This is a genomic window from Bradyrhizobium sp. SZCCHNR1015 (assembly GCF_032489875.1).
GTDB lineage: Bacteria > Pseudomonadota > Alphaproteobacteria > Rhizobiales > Xanthobacteraceae > Bradyrhizobium.
Map to the genome: position 1 here is coordinate 162,310 of NZ_JAUEYW010000006.1, position 21,785 is coordinate 184,094.

22 protein-coding genes are annotated in these 21,785 nt (G+C 66.6%); 12 read left to right on the top strand and 10 right to left on the bottom strand.

The annotated features are described in order from the left end of the window. Positions 1-21: 21 nt before the first annotated feature. The 4 genes from QX128_RS12435 (at position 22) to ppk2 (ending at position 3,830) form a co-directional block, all read left to right on the top strand. Positions 22-474 (top strand): nitrate reductase cytochrome c-type subunit, encoded by a 453-nt coding sequence (locus QX128_RS12435; protein WP_316237569.1) that lies wholly within the window; start codon positions 22-24, stop codon positions 472-474. Continuing rightward, positions 471-1,133 carry a NapC/NirT family cytochrome c gene (locus QX128_RS12440; protein WP_316182347.1) on the top strand — a complete coding sequence of 221 codons (663 nt, stop codon included), beginning with the start codon at positions 471-473 and terminating at the stop codon, positions 1,131-1,133. Before QX128_RS12435 ends, QX128_RS12440 begins: the two co-directional genes overlap by 4 nt. A 286-nt stretch (positions 1,134-1,419) precedes the next feature. Continuing rightward, complete coding sequence (locus QX128_RS12445; protein WP_315803345.1) at positions 1,420-2,529, top strand: ATP-dependent RecD-like DNA helicase; 1,110 nt, start codon at positions 1,420-1,422, stop codon at positions 2,527-2,529. Between the two features lie 146 nt (positions 2,530-2,675). Further along, on the top strand, positions 2,676-3,830 hold the full coding sequence (gene ppk2 / locus QX128_RS12450; RefSeq protein WP_316237570.1) for a polyphosphate kinase 2: 1,155 nt from the start codon (positions 2,676-2,678) through the stop codon (positions 3,828-3,830). Between the two features lie 10 nt (positions 3,831-3,840). Here the strand turns inward: ppk2 and QX128_RS12455 are convergent, their stop codons facing one another. Both QX128_RS12455 and QX128_RS12460 read right to left on the bottom strand, forming a co-directional pair. After that, positions 3,841-4,092: a hypothetical protein gene (locus QX128_RS12455; RefSeq protein ID WP_315803343.1), complete on the bottom strand. Its 252-nt coding sequence runs from the start codon at positions 4,090-4,092 to the stop codon at positions 3,841-3,843. A 158-nt stretch (positions 4,093-4,250) separates the two neighbouring features. After that, the gene (locus tag QX128_RS12460) at positions 4,251-4,508 is read right to left on the bottom strand and encodes a hypothetical protein (RefSeq protein ID WP_316237571.1); all 258 of its coding nucleotides are present in this window, start codon (positions 4,506-4,508) and stop codon (positions 4,251-4,253) included. A gap of 1,027 nt (positions 4,509-5,535) precedes the next feature. On the opposite strand from QX128_RS12460, the gene msrA reads away from it, so the two are divergent. The 3 genes from msrA to QX128_RS12475 all read left to right on the top strand — a co-directional run bounded on the left by msrA (position 5,536) and on the right by QX128_RS12475 (position 7,411). Then, entirely contained in the window at positions 5,536-6,249 is a 714-nt protein-coding gene (msrA, locus tag QX128_RS12465) for a peptide-methionine (S)-S-oxide reductase MsrA (protein ID WP_316237572.1), read from the top strand. 70 nt (positions 6,250-6,319) lie between these two features. Further along, on the top strand, positions 6,320-6,730 hold the full coding sequence (gene msrB, locus QX128_RS12470) for a peptide-methionine (R)-S-oxide reductase MsrB (RefSeq protein WP_315803340.1): 411 nt from the start codon (positions 6,320-6,322) through the stop codon (positions 6,728-6,730). Between the two features lie 396 nt (positions 6,731-7,126). After that, the gene (locus QX128_RS12475; protein ID WP_315733902.1) at positions 7,127-7,411 is read left to right on the top strand and encodes a hypothetical protein; all 285 of its coding nucleotides are present in this window, start codon (positions 7,127-7,129) and stop codon (positions 7,409-7,411) included. A 100-nt stretch (positions 7,412-7,511) separates the two neighbouring features. On the opposite strand, the gene QX128_RS12480 is transcribed toward QX128_RS12475, so the two are convergent. After that, positions 7,512-8,063, bottom strand: coding sequence for a DUF4112 domain-containing protein (locus tag QX128_RS12480; RefSeq protein WP_316237656.1), 552 nt, complete (start codon positions 8,061-8,063; stop codon positions 7,512-7,514). Positions 8,064-8,126: 63 nt separating this feature from the next. Beyond that, positions 8,127-9,086, bottom strand: coding sequence for an AraC family transcriptional regulator (locus tag QX128_RS12485; protein WP_315803339.1), 960 nt, complete (start codon positions 9,084-9,086; stop codon positions 8,127-8,129). A 260-nt stretch (positions 9,087-9,346) separates the two neighbouring features. On the opposite strand from QX128_RS12485, the gene QX128_RS12490 reads away from it, so the two are divergent. Together QX128_RS12490 and QX128_RS12495 are read left to right on the top strand one after the other, a co-directional pair. Next, positions 9,347-9,592, top strand: a complete 246-nt coding sequence (locus QX128_RS12490; protein WP_316177639.1) for a hypothetical protein — start codon at positions 9,347-9,349, stop codon at positions 9,590-9,592. 32 nt (positions 9,593-9,624) lie between these two features. Beyond that, positions 9,625-9,873 carry a GCG_CRPN prefix-to-repeats domain-containing protein gene (locus QX128_RS12495; RefSeq protein WP_315803337.1) on the top strand — a complete coding sequence of 83 codons (249 nt, stop codon included), beginning with the start codon at positions 9,625-9,627 and terminating at the stop codon, positions 9,871-9,873. A 28-nt stretch (positions 9,874-9,901) separates the two neighbouring features. On the opposite strand, the gene QX128_RS12500 is transcribed toward QX128_RS12495, so the two are convergent. The 6 genes from QX128_RS12500 to QX128_RS12525 all read right to left on the bottom strand — a co-directional run bounded on the left by QX128_RS12500 (position 9,902) and on the right by QX128_RS12525 (position 16,890). Further along, positions 9,902-10,339: a DUF5413 family protein gene (locus tag QX128_RS12500; RefSeq protein WP_316237573.1), complete on the bottom strand. Its 438-nt coding sequence runs from the start codon at positions 10,337-10,339 to the stop codon at positions 9,902-9,904. Positions 10,340-10,393: 54 nt separating this feature from the next. Then, positions 10,394-12,046 (bottom strand): hypothetical protein, encoded by a 1,653-nt coding sequence (locus tag QX128_RS12505; protein ID WP_316237574.1) that lies wholly within the window; start codon positions 12,044-12,046, stop codon positions 10,394-10,396. Between the two features lie 36 nt (positions 12,047-12,082). Beyond that, positions 12,083-13,375: an adenylosuccinate synthase gene (locus QX128_RS12510; RefSeq protein WP_315803334.1), complete on the bottom strand. Its 1,293-nt coding sequence runs from the start codon at positions 13,373-13,375 to the stop codon at positions 12,083-12,085. A 347-nt stretch (positions 13,376-13,722) separates the two neighbouring features. Continuing rightward, on the bottom strand, positions 13,723-14,406 hold the full coding sequence (locus QX128_RS12515; protein WP_316237575.1) for an ABC transporter ATP-binding protein: 684 nt from the start codon (positions 14,404-14,406) through the stop codon (positions 13,723-13,725). Next, on the bottom strand, positions 14,399-15,625 hold the full coding sequence (locus tag QX128_RS12520) for an ABC transporter permease (RefSeq protein WP_315803332.1): 1,227 nt from the start codon (positions 15,623-15,625) through the stop codon (positions 14,399-14,401). The genes QX128_RS12515 and QX128_RS12520 overlap by 8 nt, the downstream gene beginning before the upstream one ends. Then, the gene (locus QX128_RS12525) at positions 15,622-16,890 is read right to left on the bottom strand and encodes an efflux RND transporter periplasmic adaptor subunit (RefSeq protein WP_316237576.1); all 1,269 of its coding nucleotides are present in this window, start codon (positions 16,888-16,890) and stop codon (positions 15,622-15,624) included. The genes QX128_RS12520 and QX128_RS12525 overlap by 4 nt, the downstream gene beginning before the upstream one ends. A 210-nt stretch (positions 16,891-17,100) precedes the next feature. Between QX128_RS12525 and mgtA the strand changes: the two genes are divergently transcribed. From mgtA to QX128_RS12540, 3 genes are all read left to right on the top strand, one after another. Further along, positions 17,101-19,662, top strand: coding sequence for a magnesium-translocating P-type ATPase (mgtA, locus tag QX128_RS12530; RefSeq protein ID WP_316237577.1), 2,562 nt, complete (start codon positions 17,101-17,103; stop codon positions 19,660-19,662). Between the two features lie 147 nt (positions 19,663-19,809). Then, positions 19,810-20,733 carry a DMT family transporter gene (locus QX128_RS12535; protein ID WP_316217476.1) on the top strand — a complete coding sequence of 308 codons (924 nt, stop codon included), beginning with the start codon at positions 19,810-19,812 and terminating at the stop codon, positions 20,731-20,733. A 114-nt stretch (positions 20,734-20,847) separates the two neighbouring features. Next, entirely contained in the window at positions 20,848-21,780 is a 933-nt protein-coding gene (locus QX128_RS12540; protein ID WP_316177627.1) for a DMT family transporter, read from the top strand. Positions 21,781-21,785: the final 5 nt, after the last annotated feature.

The window sequence follows — 21,785 nt, forward strand, 5'->3', positions numbered from 1 at the left end:
ATTATGATCAAGAGACTTGCCATGATGCTGCTCGCGGCCAGCCTTGCGGCCGGCTCGAGCGCCCTGCTCGCCCAGAGCGTCTCCTCGTCGCTGCGCGGCCCCACGCCGCTCAATGACGAAGGCCCGGCGCCGCCGATGCAGCCGACGAAGAACACCGCCGAGAAAGAGGTGCGCAACTATCCGGAGCAGCCGCCGGTGATCCCGCATTCGATCGACGGCTATCAGGTCGACATGCAGGGCAACAAATGCCTGTCCTGCCATGCCCGTGCTCGCATCGCGGAGTCGAAGGCGCCGATGCTGTCGATCACCCACTTCATGGACCGCGACGGCCAGTTCCTGGCGTCGGTGTCGCCGCGCCGCTACTTCTGCACCCAGTGCCACGTGCCGCAGAGTGTCGCCAATCCGCCTGTCAGCAACGACTTCGTCGACATCGACACGCTGCTGGCGCACGACAAGCCGGGTGGCAAGCGATGAGCAGCGCCGACATCCCGGAGGGCGCCAAGGCACCCGTCCCCGAGCAGCAGCTCGGCCTTGCCGGCCGCGCCTGGCAGTTCATTCTCGACCTCATCGACGTGCTGCTGAAGCCGAGCTCCGTGTTCGGGCTCGGCGTGCTGGTGCTCGCCGGCTTCCTCGCCGGCGTGATCTTCTGGGGCGGCTTCAACACCGCGCTGGAGATCACCAACACCGAGAAGTTCTGCACCGGCTGTCACGAGATGAAAGACAACGTGTTCGCCGAGCTGAAGTCGACCGTTCACTTCTCAAACCGCTCCGGCGTGCGCGCCAGTTGCCCGGACTGCCACGTGCCGCACAACTGGACCGATAAGATCGCGCGCAAGATGCAGGCCTCCAAGGAGGTCTGGGGCCATCTGTTCGGCTCGATCAACACCCGCGAGAAGTTCACCGACCGCAGACTGGAGCTCGCCTTGCATGAGTGGGCGCGGTTCAAGGCGAACGACTCGCTCGAATGCCGCAACTGCCACAGCTCCCAGTCGATGGACATCACCAAGCAGTCGCCGCGCGCCGTCGAAGCGCATCAACGCTTCCTGTTCACCGGCGAAAAGACCTGCATCGACTGCCACAAGGGCATCGCGCACCACCTGCCGGACATGCGGGGCGTGCCGGGCTGGCAGTAGTCGACTTCTCTGAATGGCCGAGCCGTCGCCGCGCGCGCAGTCGGCTCCCCTCCCCCTTGTGGGGAGGGGTTGGGGAGGGGGCCCACACGGGCGGTGTCGCCCGGAGCCCCCCTCCCCAACCCCTCCCCACAAGGGGGGAGGGAGCACACCGTACGCGCCGCACGCTTTCGGCCTCCATTCTCTGAAGCGAGGCACCCCTGCCTTAGCTAGCGCTTGATCTCCCCGCATCAGCCCTTAGGTTCACGGAATGTCCCCGAGTCGCCGCGCGGCTCCATCCCTGTGAGCCATGACCACCTTCTCCCCGCATCAGGATTCCGCGCTGAAGGCCGTCGGCGATTGGCTGAAGGCCAAGCCCGGCCAGAGCGGCACGCCACAAGTGTTCCGGCTGTTCGGCTATGCCGGAACCGGCAAGACCACGCTGGCCCGCCACATCGCCGAGGGCGTCGACGGCGAGGTCAAGTTCGCGGCGTTCACCGGCAAGGCGGCGCTGGTGATGCGCAGCAAGGGTTGCGACAACGCCTCCACCATCCATTCGCTGATCTATCGCGCGCAAGAAACCGGCGAGGAGCAGCCGAACTTCGAATTGTGGGACGACGCGCCGGCTTCCAAGGCCAAGCTGATCATCATCGACGAATGCTCGATGGTCGACGCCGATCTCGGCCGCGACCTGCTGTCCTTCGACTGCCCGCTGCTGGTGCTCGGCGATCCCGCGCAGCTGCCGCCGGTCAAGGGGGGCGGCTTCTTCACCGACAGCGAGCCGGACGTGATGCTGACCGAGGTGCACCGCCAGGCCAAGGACGATCCGATCGTGCGGATGTCGATGGACGTGCGCGAGGGCAACACGCTCGACGTCGGCCGCTACGGCGAGAGCGAGGTGGTCGAGCGCCGCGAGCTCGATCCGTCCCGCGTCATGGAGGCCGACCAGGTGCTGGTCGGCCGCAACGCCACCCGACGCGCCTACAACAACCGCTTCCGGCAGCGCCTCGACATCGAGGACGCCCTCCCTGTCGCCGGCGACAAGCTGGTCTGCCTGCGCAACAACCGCAAGAAGGGCCTGTTCAATGGCGGGCTGTGGCGGGTGAAGTCGCGCGCGACCTCGAAGTCCAAGATCGTCACCATGCGGGTCGCGCCCGACGAGGATCTCGGACGCAAGGTCACGAAAGTCTCGGTGCGCGGCGAATGCTTCGCCGGCGGCATCGAGGACATCCCGTGGGAGCAGCGCAAGCCCTATGACGAGTTCGACTACGGCTACGTGCTGACCGTGCACAAGTCGCAGGGCTCGCAATGGGACGACGTCGTGCTGTTCGACGAGAGCTTTGCCTTCCAGGAAAGCCGCGCTCGCTGGCTCTACACCGGCATCACCCGCGCCGCGAAGCGGCTGTCGATCGTGGTGTAACGCCGGCTTTACCGCGCGAGACGATTTTGCTCGCCTCGCTGGTACCCACCTGCGGCAGGTTGATCCACGTCAACCTGATGCAGGGTCCTTGGCGGATAAAGATTGATTCACATCTCTGTTAAACCAGCAGCAGACGGCGGGATCGTATGGCAAAGTCCAACACCACGAAAGGCAAGACCAAAGGCAAGTCGACGAAAGACAAGGCTTCCAACGGTCAGCGCCGCAAGCGCGCGAGCGCCACGGCGCGTGTCGCGCGCCGGCAGTCCGCAGCCAAGCTCGATCCGATCGGTCAGTCGCTTGTGGACGAATCGATGCAGGCCGCGCAGATCACCGAGCTGTCGGCGTTCGAGACCGTGCTCAACGGTCCGCCGGCCCTCGACCCCAACTCCGCGCCGGTCAGGGCGATGCTGGACGGCGCCGCGCCGGACGATGCCAGGCTGATGAAGGCGCTGATCGAGGGCAAGGCCAAGCCCGACAAGCGCCACACCTCCGACGAGCTCGCCGACAACTGGCGCCAGGGCGGCTACCCCTACAAATTCCGCATGTACCGCAAGGACTATGAGGAGCAGAAATTCATCCTGCAGACCGAGCTGTTGAAGCTGCAGAACTGGATGAAGGATGCGCGCCAGCGCCTGGTGCTGCTGTTCGAAGGCCGCGACGCCGCCGGCAAGGGCGGCACCATCAAGCGCTTCATGGAGCATCTCAATCCGCGCGGCGCCCGCGTGGTGGCGCTGGACAAGCCGAGCGACGTCGAGCGCGGCCAGTGGTACTTCCAGCGCTATGTCGAGCATCTGCCGACCGCGGGCGAGATCGTGCTGTTCGACCGCTCCTGGTACAACCGCTCCGGCGTCGAGCGCGTGATGGGCTTCTGCTCGCAGGTCGAGTACGACGAGTTCCTGCGCCAGGTGCCGGAGTTCGAGCGCAACCTCGTGCGCAGCGGCATCCACCTCATCAAGTTCTGGTTCTCGGTCAGCCGCGACGAGCAGCGCCGCCGCTTCAAGGAGCGCGAGGCGCATCCGCTGAAGCAGTGGAAGCTGTCGCCGATCGACACCGCCTCGCTCGACAAATGGGACGACTACACCCGCGCGAAGGAGGCGATGTTCTTCTCCACCGACACCGCCGACTGCCCGTGGACCGTGATCAAGTCAGACGACAAGAAGCGTGCGCGGCTGAACGCGATGCGCTGCGTGCTGCATTCGCTGCCCTATGCCGGCAAGGACGTCTCGCGCATCGGCCAGGTCGACGACCTCATCGTCGGCCGCGCCAGCGTGATCCACGAGCGCGAGGAGCACGCGAGCTGAGCCACCCCGCTCAGCGCCGATGACGCCGGTGCGGCCTCGCCATATCGGCCGGCCGCATCGCTGCATTGGCATTCGGAAGGCCCGGCGCGCCGCGACGGGCCAACTCCGCCTGTGCCGCCGGCGTCAGCGTGCCGCCATTGAGCACGTCGCGTTCGGGATGCATGGCCTCATAGGCCGCCGGCTCGGAGAATTGCGCCGATGCCGCGGTCACCGCCAGCGTCGACATCAGCAGAGCTGCCGCCAGGCTCCTGAATATGATCATGATCGGTCTTCCCTCTGTGGTGCATCAATTCACGCTTGCGATCATGTAGGCGGGCGAAGGCTGCCCCCCTATCACGACTGCGCGAGCCGATAACCCTTCGTGAGCGCGCTCATATCTCAGAGCTGGCGAAGGATCGTTCCTACCGACGGTCCGACGCGTCACCGCCGCAGCGGCAGCCGATCATACGGGCTGAGGCGGGCCCGCGGCGGAAACACGAGCACCGCGCCGGAGGCGCGCTCCATGCCCATTTTCCCCGCCGGAGTCAGCGCGCCGCCGTTGAGCACGTCGCGATCAGGATACATCGCCTGAAACGCCCCGGGCTCCTGCTCGCCGAAAAACCAGCCCTGCGCCGATGCTGGCGCAACAGTGGCCATCGACAGCAGCAAGGCTGCCGCCTTTGATTTCCAGGATGTCATGATTGTTCTCCAGGTTCTCAGGATGCGGAGACCACGCACGCGATTGATGCTCTGGTCAGAGCCGTCATCAGCGAGGCGCGACCGCCTCTGTATTGACCGCAGAGGAAACGAAATATTCGCGGCGTCGTCGCCTTGCCGGGATCACGACCGCGAGACCTGAACCACATCATCATTCGAGGATCGACGAAGCGTGACGTATCGTGAGTTCGCGGACGAGATGGCGCGCATCCGATGACCTCCCCCCCGTCGTCGCGAATTTGATAGCTGCCGACGATGCAGGATCGACGGCGCGCAGCACCGCCCTGCAGCCCGTCGGGCAAATCGGCCGGCGGCGACAAAAGCTGTCAAGGCCTTCTGAAAAACATAAATCATTTCGCGCTCTGCCCAAATCAGACTTATCATGCCTGCGTTTCGTTGCACGGCAGGGGACGTATCGCGATCGTCACGGACGTTGGCAGCGGAATGCGATGGACGCGGCATGTTGCAGCGGGTCCTGGACCTGCCGACGAACGGCATGGCGCGGACGGCGAAAGCGTGTGGTCCTGGCCTCCCGACGCTGAGGCCAAGCTGGCGGTGATGATCCGCCGGCGACGGGGGCAAGACAGCCGGTCCCCGAGGAGAGCACGTATAAGCGTTAACACCGTCGCGCAGGGAGGGCCGGATCTGTCCGGCTGAACCTGTGGTACCTGCCGCCTGCATTTTTTAAGCAGGCGGGCCACGGGCCTCAGTCGAGGTCCGGCCTTCCCTGCGCCCTCCACTTCGGAGGGCCGATGAACCGCCATCCCTCGGGCAATTCGGGCCGCGAGACCACATCGTCATGCCTGGAACGGTCTCGCCACAACTCCCAGCGTCGTCCCGGCATCCATTGGGCGATTGCGCACGTGCCGCCGCCCCCCGCCTGTTCACGCAGTCGTGTCACTTCCCCCGTAACGCCGGACGGGCACGGACGTATCTTGCAGCAGAGGCCGGGCCGGGCCAGTGTTTCCGGCCGGCGAGACGAGACAAGCCCCCTCACGAGGATTCGAAGATGCGCCTCACCCGCTCCCTTTTCGTCAAGACAGCCGTGCTCGGTGCGATGGCGGCCGGCATCCTGGCCTGGCAGCCGCTGCATGCCGCCGAGCAGGCCGTTGTGATCCCGCCGCCGGCCCAGGACCAGCCGGCCTCCGACGCGCTGGACACCGCTGTGGTCGCCGGCGGCTGCTTCTGGGGCGTCCAGGGCGTCTACCAGCACACCGCCGGCGTGGTCAGCGCTGTCTCCGGCTATGCCGGCGGCACCAAGGCCACGGCCGACTACCGCACGGTGTCGAGCGGCACGACCGGCCACGCGGAATCGGTCCAGATCAAATACGATCCGAAGAAGATCTCCTACGGCAAGATCCTGCAGATCTTCTTTTCGGTCGTGCACGATCCGACCCAGTTGAACCGCCAAGGCCCGGACAGCGGAACGCAATATCGCTCGGCGATCTTCACCACCTCGGAGGCGCAGAAGAAGGTCGCCGAGGCCTATATCGCGCAGCTCGACAAGGCCAAGGTGTTCGGCAAGCCGATCGTCACCAAGATCGGCAAGCTCGAGGCGTTCTATCCGGCCGAGGACTATCACCAGGACTACCTGACGCTGCACCCCAGCCAACCCTATATCGCCTATAACGACCTGCCGAAGATCGACAATCTGAAGAAGATATTTGCCGAGAACTACATCGACAAGCCGACGCTGGTCCGGGACGCCAAGGCGACGAACTGAGGCGTCGCGTTCGGCCCGACCAGCGCCATGACAGGGGCGGACCATACGGGTCCGCCTGGAGGACCACAGGATGAGCGACACCAAGACGAACAACAAGGTCGTCAAGAGCGAGGCGGAATGGCGCAAGGAGCTGACGCCGATGCAGTACGCCGTGCTGCGCGAGAAGGCGACCGAGCGCCCCTTCTCGGGCGAGTATGAGCACGAGCACCGCGCCGGGACCTATGTCTGCGCCGGCTGCGGCCAGACCCTGTTCGAGTCCGACGCCAAGTTTGATTCCGGCTGCGGCTGGCCGAGCTTCACCCGGCCGGCGACGGAGAGCCACGTCGACGAGGAGACCGACACGACCCATGGCATGGTTCGCACCGAGGTGCTGTGCTCGAAATGCTCGGGCCATCTCGGCCACGTCTTTCCCGACGGCCCGGGGCCGACCGGCCTGCGCTATTGCATCAACTCGGCGGCGCTGAAGCTGAAACCGCGCTGATGGCACGCCCGGCCCCGGTCCCGTCATCGAGGGTACTCGGGGCCGCTGGCTTGCGGCGGGCGAGGCGCGGGCGGCCAAAACCGGCCACAGGGGGTGAGATTTTAGCCGTGCAGATCGGGCTCTCCTGCATTCACAAGTTGCGGATCAATTAAGCTACTGAAAAGACAGCATGTTTCAAGGCGGCCCACAGCGGGCCGGATTTACGATGTGAGCGTGCAGGATTCGCATTTCTGCCAAATCGGCCTATATTAGGGGTCGTAACTGACTATGCAGGGCCGGGCCGCCTGGAGCGGCAAATCCCGCCCTCCACCCCCGCAATCGCTGGCGTCATTGCCAAGCTGAATGTTTTGAAAGCTCGCGTCAGCGCTTCCAGCCGACAAGAAGAGGTCTCAGACCATGCGTCCACTGCGTCCGTTCAACTTCAACACCTCTGCCGAACTGTTTCCCGCCGCCATCCGCAAGAAGAAGCGGGCGGGTTTCGCCTATCGGCGGTTCGGCACCGCGGCCGAAGCCGTGCGCTTCGCCATGGAGGAGTTGCCTGCGGATTCGCTGAATGGCGCCTACCTGCAGGTCGAGGAGGCCCGGTTCGACCAGAACGGCATCCGCACCCTGTATGAGAGCGAGGCGTTTCCGCTGCCGCGCCGCGTGGTCGACAAGGCGCCGGACGCCGATGCGGCCTGACGGCTGCCAGAGCATTCTTCGATACCCTGCCCCGCCTCGTGCGGGGCAGTTTTTTTATGGGGGTCTGTTTGTCCGTTTGTTGCCCCGGTCCCGTCGCACGTCAGCGCGGCTGGGTATCCAGCCACCGCCGTAGGATCTTGGCGTTGCGCATGTTGGCGCGGAACAGCACGTCGAAGGCGTCGCCCGCCACCGGCACCATGCCGATCACGCCCTCGACCGCGACATTGCCCAGCATCCGCGTGATGACGTGCCAGGGCGCGCCCAGCGCCCGGGCCTCGCGCACCAGCCACAGCGACAGCGCGGTCGCGATGAGGTCGCCGACCACCGGGATGAGGCCGATGATGCCGTCGATGCCGTAGCGGATGTTGGTGCCGGGCAGGACGAAGGCGACGTCGAGCAGCTTCGCCACCGCCTCGAGCCGCGCGATGCGCTGCTCGCGGGTCAGGTTGCCGAACGGATTGGCGGTGTTGAAATCGAACCGCACGCCATCCGGGCCGACGAAGGCGCCATTGAACGAGGACCAGAACGCCCCTTGCGGGATCTCTCGTCCGTCCTGGTCGATGATCGGTCCGCGCGCCTCATCGGCGTTGAAGCGCGCCTGCGAGGCGCGTCCCGATGCGCGGCGGGGCGAGGTGGACATCTGGTCTTGCATACCCATGAGATGGCAACGCGCGGGGCCCGGCACAAGTTGCGTCGAACCGCCGCCTTGTCTCGCCTAGCGGCCCCGGGCGCCGGTCGGCGTCAGCCCGAAGCGGCGCCGGAAGCAGCGGTTGAAATAGGACAGGTCGTTGAAGCCGCAGGCAAACGCGATATCGCTGATGCGGCGTCCGCCACCGGCCAGCAGGTCCATGGCCTTGCGCAGGCGCAGCTCATTCAGCCGGGCCGAGAAGCCGGCGCCGGCCTCGTGCAGCAGGTCATTGACGTAGCGCTCGGACAGGCCGGCCGCGGCCGCAAGCTTCTGCGCCGAAAAATCCGGCTCGGCAAAGCGGCTGTTCAGAATGGTCAGCAGCCCCGCGAGGCGAACGCTGCGCAGGCCGCCGCGGCCGGCCTTGCGCATCGCGTCGCCGCGGACGCCGAGCCCGAGCGCCACCAGATCGAGCAGATGCTGCGCGATCGCCGGGCCAGCTTCGTCGGCCGCGGCGGGATGGGCGAGCAGCAATTCGCTGTAGTCCATCGCGAGCGACAGCGCGCCGCCGGGCGCCAATTCGCGCCCGACCAGGTCATCGACACCGGAGACCATCGAGCGCAGCGTCATCATCGGCAGATGCACGTTGACGAAGCGCTTGTGATTGGCGCCATCGGCGCTGAAGAACGGCTCATCGAGCTTGAGCAGCACCATCGCCCCCGGCCGCAGAGCGAACTCGCGTCCGCGATGAACGACCATCGCCTCGCGACTGCCGGCGTTGCGCGCCAGGCAATAGCGGTCGTCGTTGGTCGCGAGCACCTGGCGCCGTTCGCGCCTGACACGGGTGAAGGTGCCGTCGCAGCGCCCGAGCAGGGTGGTGCCGATGTGGATGGCGTTCATTACGGCGCGAAACGGCACGTCCTCGGCCGGATCGAGCTCGCCCGTGTTGGAGAAGTGCTCGAACAATTCCGCAAAGCACAAGAAGCGCTGCCTGTCGTCGAGCCCTTTCGGCAGCATGTCGGTCGACAGCATTTTCCTGACGATGGTCATCGAAATCAGATCCGAGGCAAAGGAATTTCCGAAGCAACGCGATCAATGTGGCAGCGGCGGGATGAACGGCCGCTGAAGTCGGCAAAGCTCATCAGGACGGATCGGGAGCGCCGATCAGTCCAAGTCGCGCGACCGTTCATGCCGATGAGTCCAAGACAGCGGCAACGGGTTCAACTAGCGATGCGGATGGACGCACGCCGACATGCGTTGCGGCCTGCATCCTCCAAGTCGAACAGCCATGAGTCCGAGGAGAGATTGAAATGACCATGTCTTCCGCGGCCCGCAAGCTCGGCCTCGGCGCCGCCCTCGCGGGTTGCATCGGGATCGGCTACGCGCTCGGCGCGCAGCCGCACATGACCGCGACCGTCACCATGCTGCAATCGGCGCGAGCCGAGCTGGCTCAGGCGACACCGAACAAGGGCGGCCATCGCGAACGCGCGCTGGGGCTGATCGATCAGGCCATCACCGAGGTGCGTGCCGGCATCGCGTTCGCGGCGGGCGGCTGACCAATTCGCAAATCAAACCAGGGAGACCATCGATGCGAACCATCCTCACCAGCACGCTCCTGTTGGGAATTCTGACCGTCGGCGCATCTGCGATGCCGCTGGCTTCGATCGACGCCGGATCCAAGCCGGAGGTGATCCAGGTCGCCGGCGGCTGCGGCCCCGGCTGGCACCGCGGTCCGTATGGCGGATGCCTGCGCAACTATGCCAATCCGGCGGCGCACGCCTGCCCGCGCGGGTTTCACATCGGCCCCGGCGGCCGCTGCCGCGGCAACGGCAGGTAGGGCCGAGCTGCTCGTGTGTTCAGCTTGCTTACGCAGTCGGCGGCTCGGTGGCGACCGCCGGCTGCGGCTCCTCGACGAATCTGTGCACCAGCCACGATGACACCGTCGCCGGGATGAAGCCGACCAGCCCGTACAGGATCCACTGGATGATGCCGTATTCGGAGCCGTGCGAGGCGTAGTTGAAGGCCGCGAGCAGGAAGGCGATGGCTCCCACCAGCAGCATCCGCAACGTCGGCCCGATGCGCCTGACGTGGAACAGGATGTCGTCGATCGCGCACATCATCAGCGCCGGCAGGAAGCCGAACAGATAGCTGTATTGCAGCGAGGTGACGAAGACCTTGAACAGCTTGGCCACTTCGCCCGGATTGGTGTTGGTCCAATAGCCGGACATGTAGGTCGTGACCAGGAGCAGCGCGAAGCCGCCCAGCGCCGGGCCTACGGCAACGAAGATGAGATATCGCTTCATGCCCAATCTCCTGCCTCACCGGCCCGCCGATCGGGCCAAGCCCGTGCTGATTCCTCAGTCACCCCACAGCGCGAAAGCGTCGTTGAAGGCGCGCTCGCCCGGGGCGCCCTTCTCGATCGCGATGATCGCCCGGCGCTGATTGGTGTAAACCAAGGGAACGTCGAACCAGGAGCGCTCCTTGAGGAGCTGCACGTTGCGGGCGCGATCGGCGTCGACGTTGGACAGGCCGACCAGGAAGAAGCCGTCGGTGACCTTGACCGCGAGGCCCGCCAGCGGCGTTCCGCGCGACTGTTCGTTGGACTTCATCAGGATGCCCGGCACGTTGCCGACGCCGCCGCCGTTGAAATCCTGCGGCAGGATGAAAGTGAGCTCGGCGGTGTGGCTCGCCGGCAGCGACGTGTCGGTGTTGCGGCGGAACGACATCGTCATCTTGAACTTGCGATCCGGAATCTCGATGTCGGCGCGCACCGCGATGTCGGCCTTCTGCGTGGCCGTCGCCTTGATCTGCTCGGTGCGCCAGACCACCGAGCCGATATATTGCTTGCCCTTCGGATCGGACGGATCCTCGTCATACAGCACGACGCGCTGCGCGACCGGCGCGATCTGGTCCGAGGACGGCGACTGCCCGACGCGGTCGGTGATCTTCGGCTTGCTCAGCGGCGCGCCGGTGTCCTTCGGCGCCTCGACCGTCGAGGAAGATTTGAACAGGCCGTTGACCATGCCGACCAGCGGCCGGCCCCACAGAATTCCGGCGCCGATCAGGATCAGCACGATCCCGGCGGCGATGGCGGCCTTGAACGGAAAGGTCGAGCCGCTGCGCTCCGACTTCTTCTTGCCCTCGCGATCCGGAGCGGCGCCACGCTGACGGGTCGAGGTGGCCGGCAGCGCGTAGCGCTCGGCCTCCTGGACCGACTCGTCATAGGAGTACGGCGCTTCGGGCAGCGGCGGCCGGTCATCGTCGTCGCCCTCGAGCCGGTCGAGATCGGTGGCCGGAACGTTGGCGTAGGTCTTGCGCGCCGCGCGGTTGGCCTGAGCGGTGGCCTTGCCGAGATCGTCGACATCAGCGGTGATGTCGCGGAAGCCGCGCATGGCGGGCGGCGTTGCCGGATTGCCGTTGTCCTGAGCACCGCGGCGAGCGGCAGCCGGACGTTCGCGCACGGGAGGCGCCGCCCCATCCTGTGGAGGCGTTTGAGGCGGCTGGGGCCGCGGTGGCACGGCTGGTGCGCCAGCCGCAGCCGGCGGCGCTTCCGGTCGCTGATTGCGCGCCGGACGCAGCTCGGCCGTCTCGCCGCCGGCGAGCGGCGGCCGGTCGGCCCGGGCAGCAGCCGGGGCCGCCGGTCGCGGCCGGGGGGCGGCCGTGGCGGCCTGGTCTGGAGTCGGAGTGGGCTGAGCCGAGGGGGGTGCCGGAGCATCCGAACTCCGCGCACCGGCCCGTCGGAGCGCATCACCTGGGCGAGCGGCGCCACTGGACGCCCGCTGCGCCTCGCGGGCACGCTGGGCTGCTTCCGCCTCGACCTTGCGCACGGCCTCCTCGAGCGACAGCCGCTCGCGCGTGATCTCGGACTCGCTGAGCGGCGGCTGGACGCTGCGCAGCTGCGCGATCAACGCCGCCCGCGCCCGCTCGTAAAGCGCACGCCGGCTTTCCCCGGGAGCGTTGGGGTCCAATCCGGCAATGGCACGGGCTATCAGCGGGTAGTAGTCGGCCATATCAACTCAATTCGCGCGCTCAGCTGTCGGGTCCCGTCATGCCTCGAAGGGATTCTGGACCAGAATAGTATCCTCGCGTTCGGGGCTGGTGGAAAGCAGCGCGATCGGGCAACCCACCAGTTCCTCGATGCGCCGGACGTATTTGATGGCCTGAGCCGGCAGATCGGCCCAGGAGCGCGCGTTCGCCGTCGGCTGCTTCCAGCCTTCGATCGTCTCGTAGATCGGTTCGACCCTGGACTGCGCGCCCTCACCTGCCGGAAAATGATCGATCTCCTTGCCGTCCAGCCTGTAGCCGGTACAGACCTCGATGGTGTCGAAACCATCGAGAATGTCCAGCTTGGTCAGCGCAAGACCGTTAATGCCGCAGGTCCGCACCGCCTGGCGAACCAGCACCGCATCGAACCAGCCGCAACGACGCGGCCGGCCGGTATTCGTTCCGAATTCGCGGCCGCGCTCGCCGATCTTGCGGCCGGTCTCGTTGTCCTGCTCGGTCGGAAACGGCCCCTGTCCGACGCGGGTCGTGTAGGCCTTGCACAGGCCGAGCACGTAGCCGATCGCGCCCGGTCCGAGGCCGGCGCCGGTCGCCGCCTGCGCCGCCACCGTGTTGGACGAGGTCACGTAAGGGTAGGTGCCGTGGTCGACGTCGAGCAGCGCACCCTGGGCGCCCTCGAACAGCATGCGCTTGCCTTCGCGGCGCTTGATGTCGAGCAGCCGCCACACGGTCTCCGCGTAGGGCAGCAGCTTCGGCGCCAGCGCCGTCAGCTCGCGCAGGATCTGCTGGCCGTCGATCGGCTCGAGGCCGAGACCCCGGCGCAACGCGTTGTGATGGGCGAGCAGGCGATCGATCTTGTGCGGCAGCGTATCGAGATCGGCGAGGTCCATCAGCCGGATCGCGCGGCGGCCGACCTTGTCCTCATAGGCCGGGCCGATGCCGCGGCGGGTGGTGCCGATCGCGGTCGCCGCGCTCGCGGACTCGCGCAGCGCGTCGAGCTCGCGGTGCAGCGGCAGGATCAAGGTGACGTTCTCGGCAACGCGCAGATTGTCCGGGCTGATGGCGACGCCCTGCGACTGGAGCTTGCCGACCTCGTCGAGAAAGGCCTGCGGATCGAACACGACGCCATTGCCGATCACCGACAGCTTGCCGGTGCGCAGCACGCCCGACGGCAGCAGCGCCAGCTTGTAGGTCGCGCCGTTGATGACGAGGGTATGACCGGCATTATGGCCGCCCTGGAAGCGCACAACGATGTCGGCCTGCTCCGACAGCCAGTCGACGATCTTGCCCTTCCCCTCGTCACCCCATTGGGCGCCGACGACGACCACGTTAGCCATTCGCAGCTCTTTCCTCTGCCAAGATCCAAAACAGCACGATCGGTTCGGACGAAATCGCTTCCGATGCGGGGCCAGCCTGGCCAACCATGCGCCCAGCCCAAATCGCGGCCAGGACCGCTCGCTTGCGAGGCGATCCACCGGATAAAGGAAGCCGCCGGGCTAGGCAAGCGAGAACGGGCCTTCGGAGCACACAACAGCGCCACCAAGCCTTTGATAAGCCCCAAAATTTCAAGCCGCCCCGGCTGCGGATCGGGCGACCCGGCCGTGCGCTTCTGGCGGCGCATCGAGCCGGGCAGTTCCATTGAGCACCCGAACGGCGGCGAATCTACGATCGAAGCGGCCAGCTCTCAGCTCTGGATGCGGCCGTCGACAACCTCGATGATGCGATCGCAGCGCCGGGCCAGATCAAGGTTGTGGGTGACGAGCAGGAAGCTCGTGCCGACCGTCCGATTGACGTCGCGCATCAGGCCAAAGACCGCCTCGGCAGACTTGGTGTCGAGGTTGCCGGTCGGCTCGTCCGCCAGGACCAGATCGGGGTTCATCGCAAGCGCCCGCGCCACCGCGACGCGCTGCTGCTGGCCGCCCGACATGTTGCTCGCGAGATGGTCGGCGAATTTCGCCAGCCCGACCTGGTCGAGCAGCTTCGAGGCCTGCGCCTCGATCTCGGGACCCGGGAAGCCGCGATCGACCAGCAGCGGCATCATCACGTTCTCCTTGGCCGTGAAGGCGGAGATCAGGAGATGAGACTGAAAGATGAAACCGATGGTATGGCCGCGCAGATGGGTGAGCTCGGTATCATTGAGCGATGCCGTATCCTGGCCCTTGATCGTCAGCCGGCCGGAGGTCGGCCGGTCCAAGAGACCGACGATGTTCAGCAGAGTGCTCTTGCCGGAGCCGGACGGGCCGATCAGCGCGACGAACTCGCCGCGGTCAACCTCGATGTCGATATCGTGCAGCACCTCGGTCTCGGTCGACAGCCCGACATTGTAGGCCTTGCAGACCTTCTCCAGTCGCAGCAGGACCTCAGCCACGGATCGCCACCACCGGATCGAGCTTGGCCGCGCGCAGCGCCGGCGCGGTCGCGGCGAGCAGGCCCGTCACCGTCGCGAGCAGGGCCGTGATGACGAACAATCGGCGTTCGAGGATCAACGGAAACAACTCCGAGCCATCGGCCTGGCGCTGCACCGCATGCCAATAGATCAGCGCACCCGCGCCCATCGCCGCGCCGAACAGCGAGCCGACGAAGCCGAGCAGCCCGCCCTGCAGCAGGAACACGCGCAAGATCTGTCCGCGCGAGGTACCCATCGCACGCAGGATCCCGATCTCCTTGGAGCGCTGGATTACCGAGACGATTAGCACGGCCGCGATGCCGAATGCGACCGAGAGCGCGACGAACACGCGGATCAGCGTGTTGGATGTCGCCTGCGCGCGCACCGCCGTGAAGAACTGGGCATTGGTCTTGATCCAGCTGTCGGCCTTGACGCGATTGGCGGCCTGGATGCGCTGCGCAATGTCCTCAGCGGCATAGATGTCCCGTACCGTCATGTCGATCGTGGTGACGCCGCCGACCATGCCGAGCAGCGACTGCGCCGTGCGCAGCGCGACATAGGCGGAGCGCTGATTGGCGCCCTTGCTGCCGAGGTCGACGAGGCCAGTCACGATCAGCACGCGGTTGGCGCCGGAGGCGGCCTGAACATTGAGCTTGTCGCCGACGATGGCGCCGAGATCCCTGGCGAGCTCGGTACCGATGATGATGTCCTCGCTGGTCAGCCGCGGCTCGCCGGCGACGATGTAGTCCGGCACGCGCACGATTCTGAAGTAGCTCTCCGGCTCGATGCCGGACAGCGTCACGGCGCGGCTGGCGTCGCCGCGAATGGCGAGGGCGGAGCCGGAGATGGTCGGCGACACCGCCGAGATCTCCGGCATCGCCAGCATCTGATTGCGGATCTTCGGCCATTGATCGATCGAGATCACGCGCTGGCTCGGACGCTGCACGATGGCATCCTCGATCACGCCATTGTCGTTGCGCAGGGGACGCGCAACCTGATCCGGCGTCAGCAGCTGGATCTGCGGCTGCGAGGTCAACACCCGCTTGATGAAATTGGCCTCGAGGCCGGCCAGCATCGCCGACATGAACACGATGACGCCGACGCCGATCGCGATGCCGCCGATGATGAACAAGGTCTGCAGCCGGCCCTCGCGCAGGAAGCGTACCGCCGCGATCCACTCGAAGGGCAGCCAGCGGTTCACGGCAGCACCGGACGGAAGCGCTGGCCGGTCAAGATGCCGGAACTCTGCGGCACGGCGATGTCACCGGCATTCAGGCCGTCGACGATCTCGACATGGCTGTTGCCGCGGATGCCGACGCGCACCGGCTGCTTGGCGGCGCGGCCGTCCTTCACCCCGAGCACCCAGGGCTGTCCCGAGGTGATATCGTGAACCGAGCGCACCGGCAGCTCCAGCGCATCCTTGCGGGAGGCGACCTCGATGTCGACAGACACCGTCATGTCCTGGCGCAGATAGTCGGGCGGGTCCTTGACGATCAGCTTGACCTGGACGGACGCGCGGGAAATATCGATGCCGGGGTTGATGTAGCTGACCACGGCGGGGAAGCGCTTGTCGGGATAGGCATCGGCCGACGCCAGCGCCGTCTGGCCGAGCGCCAGCTTGCCGAGATTGCGCTCATCGATCTGCAGGACGAGCTGGAGATCGCCGGCAGGTGCCAGGACGAGCAGCGTCTTGCCGGGTTGCGCCACGGTGCCGCGCTCGACACTGCGCGTGATCAGCACGCCGTCGCGTGGCGCCGAGATCGTCGCATAGCCGAGACGCGACTGCGCGGTGTCGAGATTGGCGCGCGCCTGGTTCAGCTGCGTCTCGGCCATGACGTAGTCGCTGCCGCCGGGGCTCGCCGTGAAGACCTGGAATTCGGCGGCACGCTTCTGCGCCAGCGCAACATCGAGCGTCTTCTGGGCCTCGTCGAGCGCAGCGCGCGTCGCATAGCCGTTGCCGGTCAGCTGCGACGTCCGGTCATAGGTCTGCTGGGCATTGAGCAAGGTCGCCTGCACCTGGCGCAACGCCTCCTTCGCCGACGGCAAGGTCAGCTCGGCGAGCTGGCGCATCCGCGCCTCGGCCTGCGCCACCTGCCCTTGTGCCTGCACCACCGCGGCCTTCAGTTCGCGCGACTCCAGCGAGATCAGCGGCTGGCCCTTGGTGACATGCTGGCCTTCCAGCACCAGCACCTCCTCGACGGTGCCGGTGATCTGGCTGCCGATCTCGACGCGGAACGGCGTCTCGACGTGACCGCTGGCGACGACAGTCTCGACGAGGTCGCCGCGCCGGACCTGATCGACCACGATGGCAGGCCCAAGCATGACGCGGACGCTTTGCCAGCCGCCAAGGCCGAGCAGCACGATGATGGCGAGAGCGAACCAGCGATGCGCCCAGACCGCCGCCAGGACGGTCGGACCAGCGGCGGCTTTGGTGGGGGATGGGAGAGCTGCGGCTTGTTCGGCCATGGTCCTCAATACAAACTCGTCAATGCGGATGATGCCCGGCGACGGGCGCCATCCATTCCTCGGGTGCGGCCGTCAGCCCGCGGCGCATTGCCCGCAAAGCTAGGGGATCGCGGCAGCAGGATGTTGCGCTAGGTCAACCGGCGCACGATCCTTCATGCAAATCAGACAAGATGACCATCACCAATCATCCACGAACATGAACGGATGCATGTGAGCACCGATACGAGCCCCGGCCTGCACCGGTTCTGGCGGCTGTCGCCTGCGCAGGCAGCCGCAGCGCTGGGCTGCGACCTGAACGGCCTCGGCGGGGCCGACGCCGGGCAGCGGCTGCAACGCTACGGCCGGAATGCCGACTCCCCATCCCATGTCGTGGGGCCGATGCGCGCCGTGCTTCGCCGCCTGCTCGAGCCGTTATCGCTGATCCTGCTGGTGGCCGGCATCATCTCGATGGTGACGGGCGACGTGATCGGCGGCGCCATCATCGTCCTCATCCTCACGCTGTCGATCGGGCTCGATACGGTTCAGGAGGGGCATGCCGTCAAGGCGGCCGAGGAGCTCCGCCGCTCCGTGGCCCTGAAGGCCGAGGTCAAGCGGGACGGCGCCTATCGCGAGATCGACGTCGACGCCGTCGTTCCCGGAGACATCCTGCGCGTCCGCGCGGGCGACATCGTTCCTGCCGATGCGCTGATCATCGAAAGCAAGGCCTTCACTGCCGGCGAGGCGGCGCTGACGGGAGAGCCCTATCCCGTGACGAAACAGGCCGGCATCCCCGGCGATGAGAACGACACGTCGAATGTGCTGTTTCGCGGCTCAGTGGCCCAGACCGGAGAGGCCGTCGCGATCGTCGTCAACACCGGGCCGAACACGATGTTCGGCGCTGCCGCCTCGGCGCTGGCCGAAGCGCAGGCCCGCACGCCGTTCGAGCGCGACCTGCACGAATTCGGCCTCGTCATCGCGCGGCTGACGCTGGCCCTGGTCGTGATCGTGCTCACGGTGCGCGTCGTATTCGGACGCGATGTGCTCGACTCTCTGCTGTTCTCGGTGGCGCTGGCCGTCGGACTGACGCCCGAGCTGCTGCCGATGATCACGACCGTGACGCTGTCGCGCGGCGCGCTCCGCATGGCCAAGCGCAAGGTGATCGTGAAGCGGCTCGCGGCGATCCATGATCTCGGCGCGATGTCGGTGCTGTGCACCGACAAGACGGGAACATTGACCTCAGCCGAGATCACGCTGGCCCGAAGCATCGCGCCCGACGGCAGCGACGACCCGCGAGCCGCGGAGCTCGGCGCGATCGCTGCCGCACTCGGCGGTGATCGTGGTTCGCTCGACACCGCGCTCATCGCCGGCGCGGACCTTGAGGTGGCAGGATGGACACTGGGCGGACAGCAGACCTTCGACTTCTCGCGCCGGCTCGGCTCGGTGCTGGCGACCCGCGGGGCAGAACAGATCCTGATCGTGAAGGGCGCGCCGGAGGCGGTGATCGAACTGTGCACGCAGCAGCGGCAGGGCAGCACCGTCGCGCCGCTCGACGACAGCGGCCGCACCGACATGCGCGAGCGCGTCCACGCGCTGGCGCGCGAGGGCCTGCGCACGGTCGCCATCGCGTCACGGCCCTGGACCGGCGTGCCGCGCGAGATCGAGACCGATGACGAGCAGGAGCTGATCTTCGAGGGTCTGTGCGCGTTCGCCGATCCGCCCAAGCCGACCGCAGCCGCGGCCATCGCGCAGCTTGCGCGCGCCGGCATCGCGCTGAAGATCCTGTCCGGCGACGATCCGGTCGTGGTCAAGCGACTGGCCGGGCTGGTCGGGCTGAGAGCGGATCGCGTGCTGTCCGGCAGCGACATCGCCGAGCTCAGCGACGATGCGCTTGCGGTGCAGGTGCGTTCGGCCGATGCGTTCGGCCGGCTCGCCCCCGATCAGAAATCGCGCATCGTCAAGGCGCTGCAGGCCTCGGACCACGTCGTCGGCTTCCTGGGTGACGGCATCAACGACGCGCCGGCACTGAAGGTGGCCGACATCGGCCTGTCGGTCGACGGGGCGACCGGCGTGGCGCAATCGGCCGCCGACATGATCCTGCTCGCCTCCGATCTCGAGGTGGTCGCCGACGGCGTGGAGGAAGGACGGCGCACCTTCGCCAACATCCTGAAATACGTGCGGATGGGCGCGAGCTCGAATTTCGGCAACATGCTGTCGATGGCGGTCGCCTCGATCATGCTGCCGTTCCTGCCGATGCTGCCGACGCAGATCCTGCTCAACAACCTGCTCTACGATCTCTCCGAGCTCGGCATCCCGTTCGATCGTGTGAGTCCGCAGGCCACCGCGCGGCCGCAGCGCTGGGACATGAAGCGGCTGCTGCGCTTTGCCGCGATCATGGGCCCGCTGTCATCGCTGTTCGATTTTCTCACCTTCGGCGCACTGCTGTATTTGTTCCACGCGACGCCCGACGAGTTCCGGACCGCCTGGTTCCTCGAATCGATGGCGACCCAGATCCTCGTCATCTTCATCATCCGGACCAACGGACGGCCATGGAGCAACCGCGCCGATCCGATGCTGACGGCGTCGTCACTGACTGCGCTCGCCGTCGCGCTGGTCGTGCCCTTCACCCCGGCCGGCGCCTGGTTCGGCTTCGTTGCGCCGCCTGCCATCGTCTTGGCCGCCATCGCCGCTCTCGTCATCGTCTATCTGCTGAGTGCGGAGCGTCTCAAATCCGTCGCGGTCCAATCCGGACCCCGGCGACGGCACCGTGGACATGCCCCGCATGCCGGCTCCTGAAGACGATCATCGCTGCATGGTCGCGATGCATCTGCCCTCTTGATAGGCAGCTGCAATTGGTGTCTGTCGACACAGCCGGGGAGAAACTTCGGCCTGGGATCGCCGGGCCGATTGCCGCGGCGCATCAACCGGGTCCTACAGCGCCGCATGTCTGCCGCCGACCGCACCGCGTCCGCCGCGCCCGGCTGGATCGCCAACCAGCCCTACGTATTGCTGAGCATCACGGCACTGTGCTGGGCCGGCAACTCGATCGTCGGCCGGCTCGCCGCCGGCCACATCCCGCCGGTGACGTTGTCGTTCCTGCGCTGGTCGTTGGCCTTCCTGCTGATCCTGCCGCTCGCCTGGAAACAGCTGCGCCAGGACTGGCCCGCGATCCGGTCGCGGCTCGGCATCATGATCGCATTGTCCGTGACGGGCATCGGCGCCTTCAACACGCTGCAATACTGGTCGCTCGAATATACGCAGGCCCTCAACACCCTGCTGCTGCAGTCGGCTGGTCCGCTCATCGTGGCAATCTGGTCGATGCTGCTGCTGCGCGTGCACCTGACCCTGGCGCAGGCCATCGGCATCGTGCTGTCGCTCGTGGGCGTGCTGCTCATCCTGACCCGCGGTCACCCCACCGCGCTGGCCGACATCAGCTTCAACAGAGGGGACCTGATCTTCCTGCTGGCGATGGCGGTGTTCGGCTTCTACTCGGTGCTGACGATCAAGCGGCCGCAGATCCACGGCCTGTCGATGGTCGCCTTCACCTTCGGCTGCGGTGCAGCCAGCCTCATTCCGCTGCTGATCTGGGAACTCCACGCGCGGCCGGTCATGGCGTTCGACGCGCAGAACCTGTTGTCGCTGCTCTACGTCGCGATCTTTCCTTCGACGATCGCCTATCTCTGCTTCAACCGCGGCGTGCTCCTGATCGGCGCCAACCGCGCCGCGCCGTTCTTTCACGTGGTGCCGGTGTTCGGCTCGATCATGGCCTTCGTGTTCCTCGGCGAGCAGCCGCAGATCTTCCACGTGATCGGCTTTGCCCTGGTGCTGGCCGGCGTGTTCGTGGCGTCGCGCAAACAGGCGACGTGAGACGCTGCTCCCGGGCGACGGCGCCTGCATGGCACCAATCCTCGGCGGCGCATTGCGCAGCGCCGCGATTTGGCCCACCTTGCGTCCTCCCCCCGCCAGAGCGTCCCGCCTCCCTTGCCCGCCGACGACATCAAGCCATCATCGCCGCTCGCCTGGCTCAACAACCAGCCTTACGTGCTGCTCACGCTGGCTTCGCTGTTCTGGGCCGGCAACATCGTGCTCGCGCGCTACGTCGCCGGGCACGTGCCGCCGCTGACGCTGTCGTGCATCCGCTGGATCGGGACCTTCCTGATGCTGTGGCCGTTCGCACGCACGCACCTGGCGCGCGACTGGCGCACGCTGCTCGCGCACTGGCCGCTTCTGCTGCTGCTGGCGCTGACCGGATTCGCGATCAACAACGCGCTGTCCTATTGGGCCATGCAATACACCCAGGCGCTCAACGGGCTGCTGATCCAATCGTCGACGCCGCTGTTCGTGGCGCTGTGGTCGTTGCTGCTGTTCGGCGTCAGGCTGAGCCTGGCCCAGTTCGCAGGCATCGCGATGTCGCTGAGCGGCGTGCTGGTGATCCTGACGCGCGGCGATCTCGGTGCGCTCGCGGGCATCCAGTTCAACCGCGGCGACCTGATGTTCGCGGGCGCATTGCTGGTGTTCGGCCTCTACTCCGCCGCCATGACGCGGCGGCCGGCGGTGCACCAGTTGTCGCTGATCTCGTCCTGCACGGCGCTCGGCGCCGTTCTGCTGCTGCCGCTGGCGGTCTGGGAATATTCCTCCGGGTTCGTGCTCGCGCCCGACCTGCTCTCGATCGCGACGCTCGGCTACGTCGTCGTCTTCGCCTCGACGCTGGCCTATCTGTTCTTCAACCGCGGCATCAGCCTGATCGGACCGAACCGCGCCGCGCCGTTCCTGCACCTGGTCCCGTTGTTCGGCTCGGTGCTGGCGATCCTGCTGCTCGGCGAGGAGCTCAGGCTGTTCCACCTCATGGGCTATGCGCTGGTCATCGCGGGCGTGATCATCGCCTCGCGCACGGGCGGCCCCAAGATGGCCTGAGCGTG

Coding starts and splice junctions, on each gene's coding strand:
- QX128_RS12435 (WP_316237569.1), top strand. CDS start 22: ATGATGCTGCTCGCGGCCAGCCTTGCGGCCGGCTCGAGCGCCCTGCTC.
- QX128_RS12440 (WP_316182347.1), top strand. CDS start 471: ATGAGCAGCGCCGACATCCCGGAGGGCGCCAAGGCACCCGTCCCCGAG.
- QX128_RS12445 (WP_315803345.1), top strand. CDS start 1,420: ATGACCACCTTCTCCCCGCATCAGGATTCCGCGCTGAAGGCCGTCGGC.
- ppk2 (WP_316237570.1), top strand. CDS start 2,676: ATGGCAAAGTCCAACACCACGAAAGGCAAGACCAAAGGCAAGTCGACG.
- QX128_RS12455 (WP_315803343.1), bottom strand. CDS start 4,092: ATGATCATATTCAGGAGCCTGGCGGCAGCTCTGCTGATGTCGACGCTG.
- QX128_RS12460 (WP_316237571.1), bottom strand. CDS start 4,508: ATGACATCCTGGAAATCAAAGGCGGCAGCCTTGCTGCTGTCGATGGCC.
- msrA (WP_316237572.1), top strand. CDS start 5,536: ATGCGCCTCACCCGCTCCCTTTTCGTCAAGACAGCCGTGCTCGGTGCG.
- msrB (WP_315803340.1), top strand. CDS start 6,320: ATGAGCGACACCAAGACGAACAACAAGGTCGTCAAGAGCGAGGCGGAA.
- QX128_RS12475 (WP_315733902.1), top strand. CDS start 7,127: ATGCGTCCACTGCGTCCGTTCAACTTCAACACCTCTGCCGAACTGTTT.
- QX128_RS12480 (WP_316237656.1), bottom strand. CDS start 8,063: ATGCAAGACCAGATGTCCACCTCGCCCCGCCGCGCATCGGGACGCGCC.
- QX128_RS12485 (WP_315803339.1), bottom strand. CDS start 9,086: ATGACCATCGTCAGGAAAATGCTGTCGACCGACATGCTGCCGAAAGGG.
- QX128_RS12490 (WP_316177639.1), top strand. CDS start 9,347: ATGACCATGTCTTCCGCGGCCCGCAAGCTCGGCCTCGGCGCCGCCCTC.
- QX128_RS12495 (WP_315803337.1), top strand. CDS start 9,625: ATGCGAACCATCCTCACCAGCACGCTCCTGTTGGGAATTCTGACCGTC.
- QX128_RS12500 (WP_316237573.1), bottom strand. CDS start 10,339: ATGAAGCGATATCTCATCTTCGTTGCCGTAGGCCCGGCGCTGGGCGGC.
- QX128_RS12505 (WP_316237574.1), bottom strand. CDS start 12,046: ATGGCCGACTACTACCCGCTGATAGCCCGTGCCATTGCCGGATTGGAC.
- QX128_RS12510 (WP_315803334.1), bottom strand. CDS start 13,375: ATGGCTAACGTGGTCGTCGTCGGCGCCCAATGGGGTGACGAGGGGAAG.
- QX128_RS12525 (WP_316237576.1), bottom strand. CDS start 16,890: ATGGCCGAACAAGCCGCAGCTCTCCCATCCCCCACCAAAGCCGCCGCT.
- QX128_RS12535 (WP_316217476.1), top strand. CDS start 19,810: ATGTCTGCCGCCGACCGCACCGCGTCCGCCGCGCCCGGCTGGATCGCC.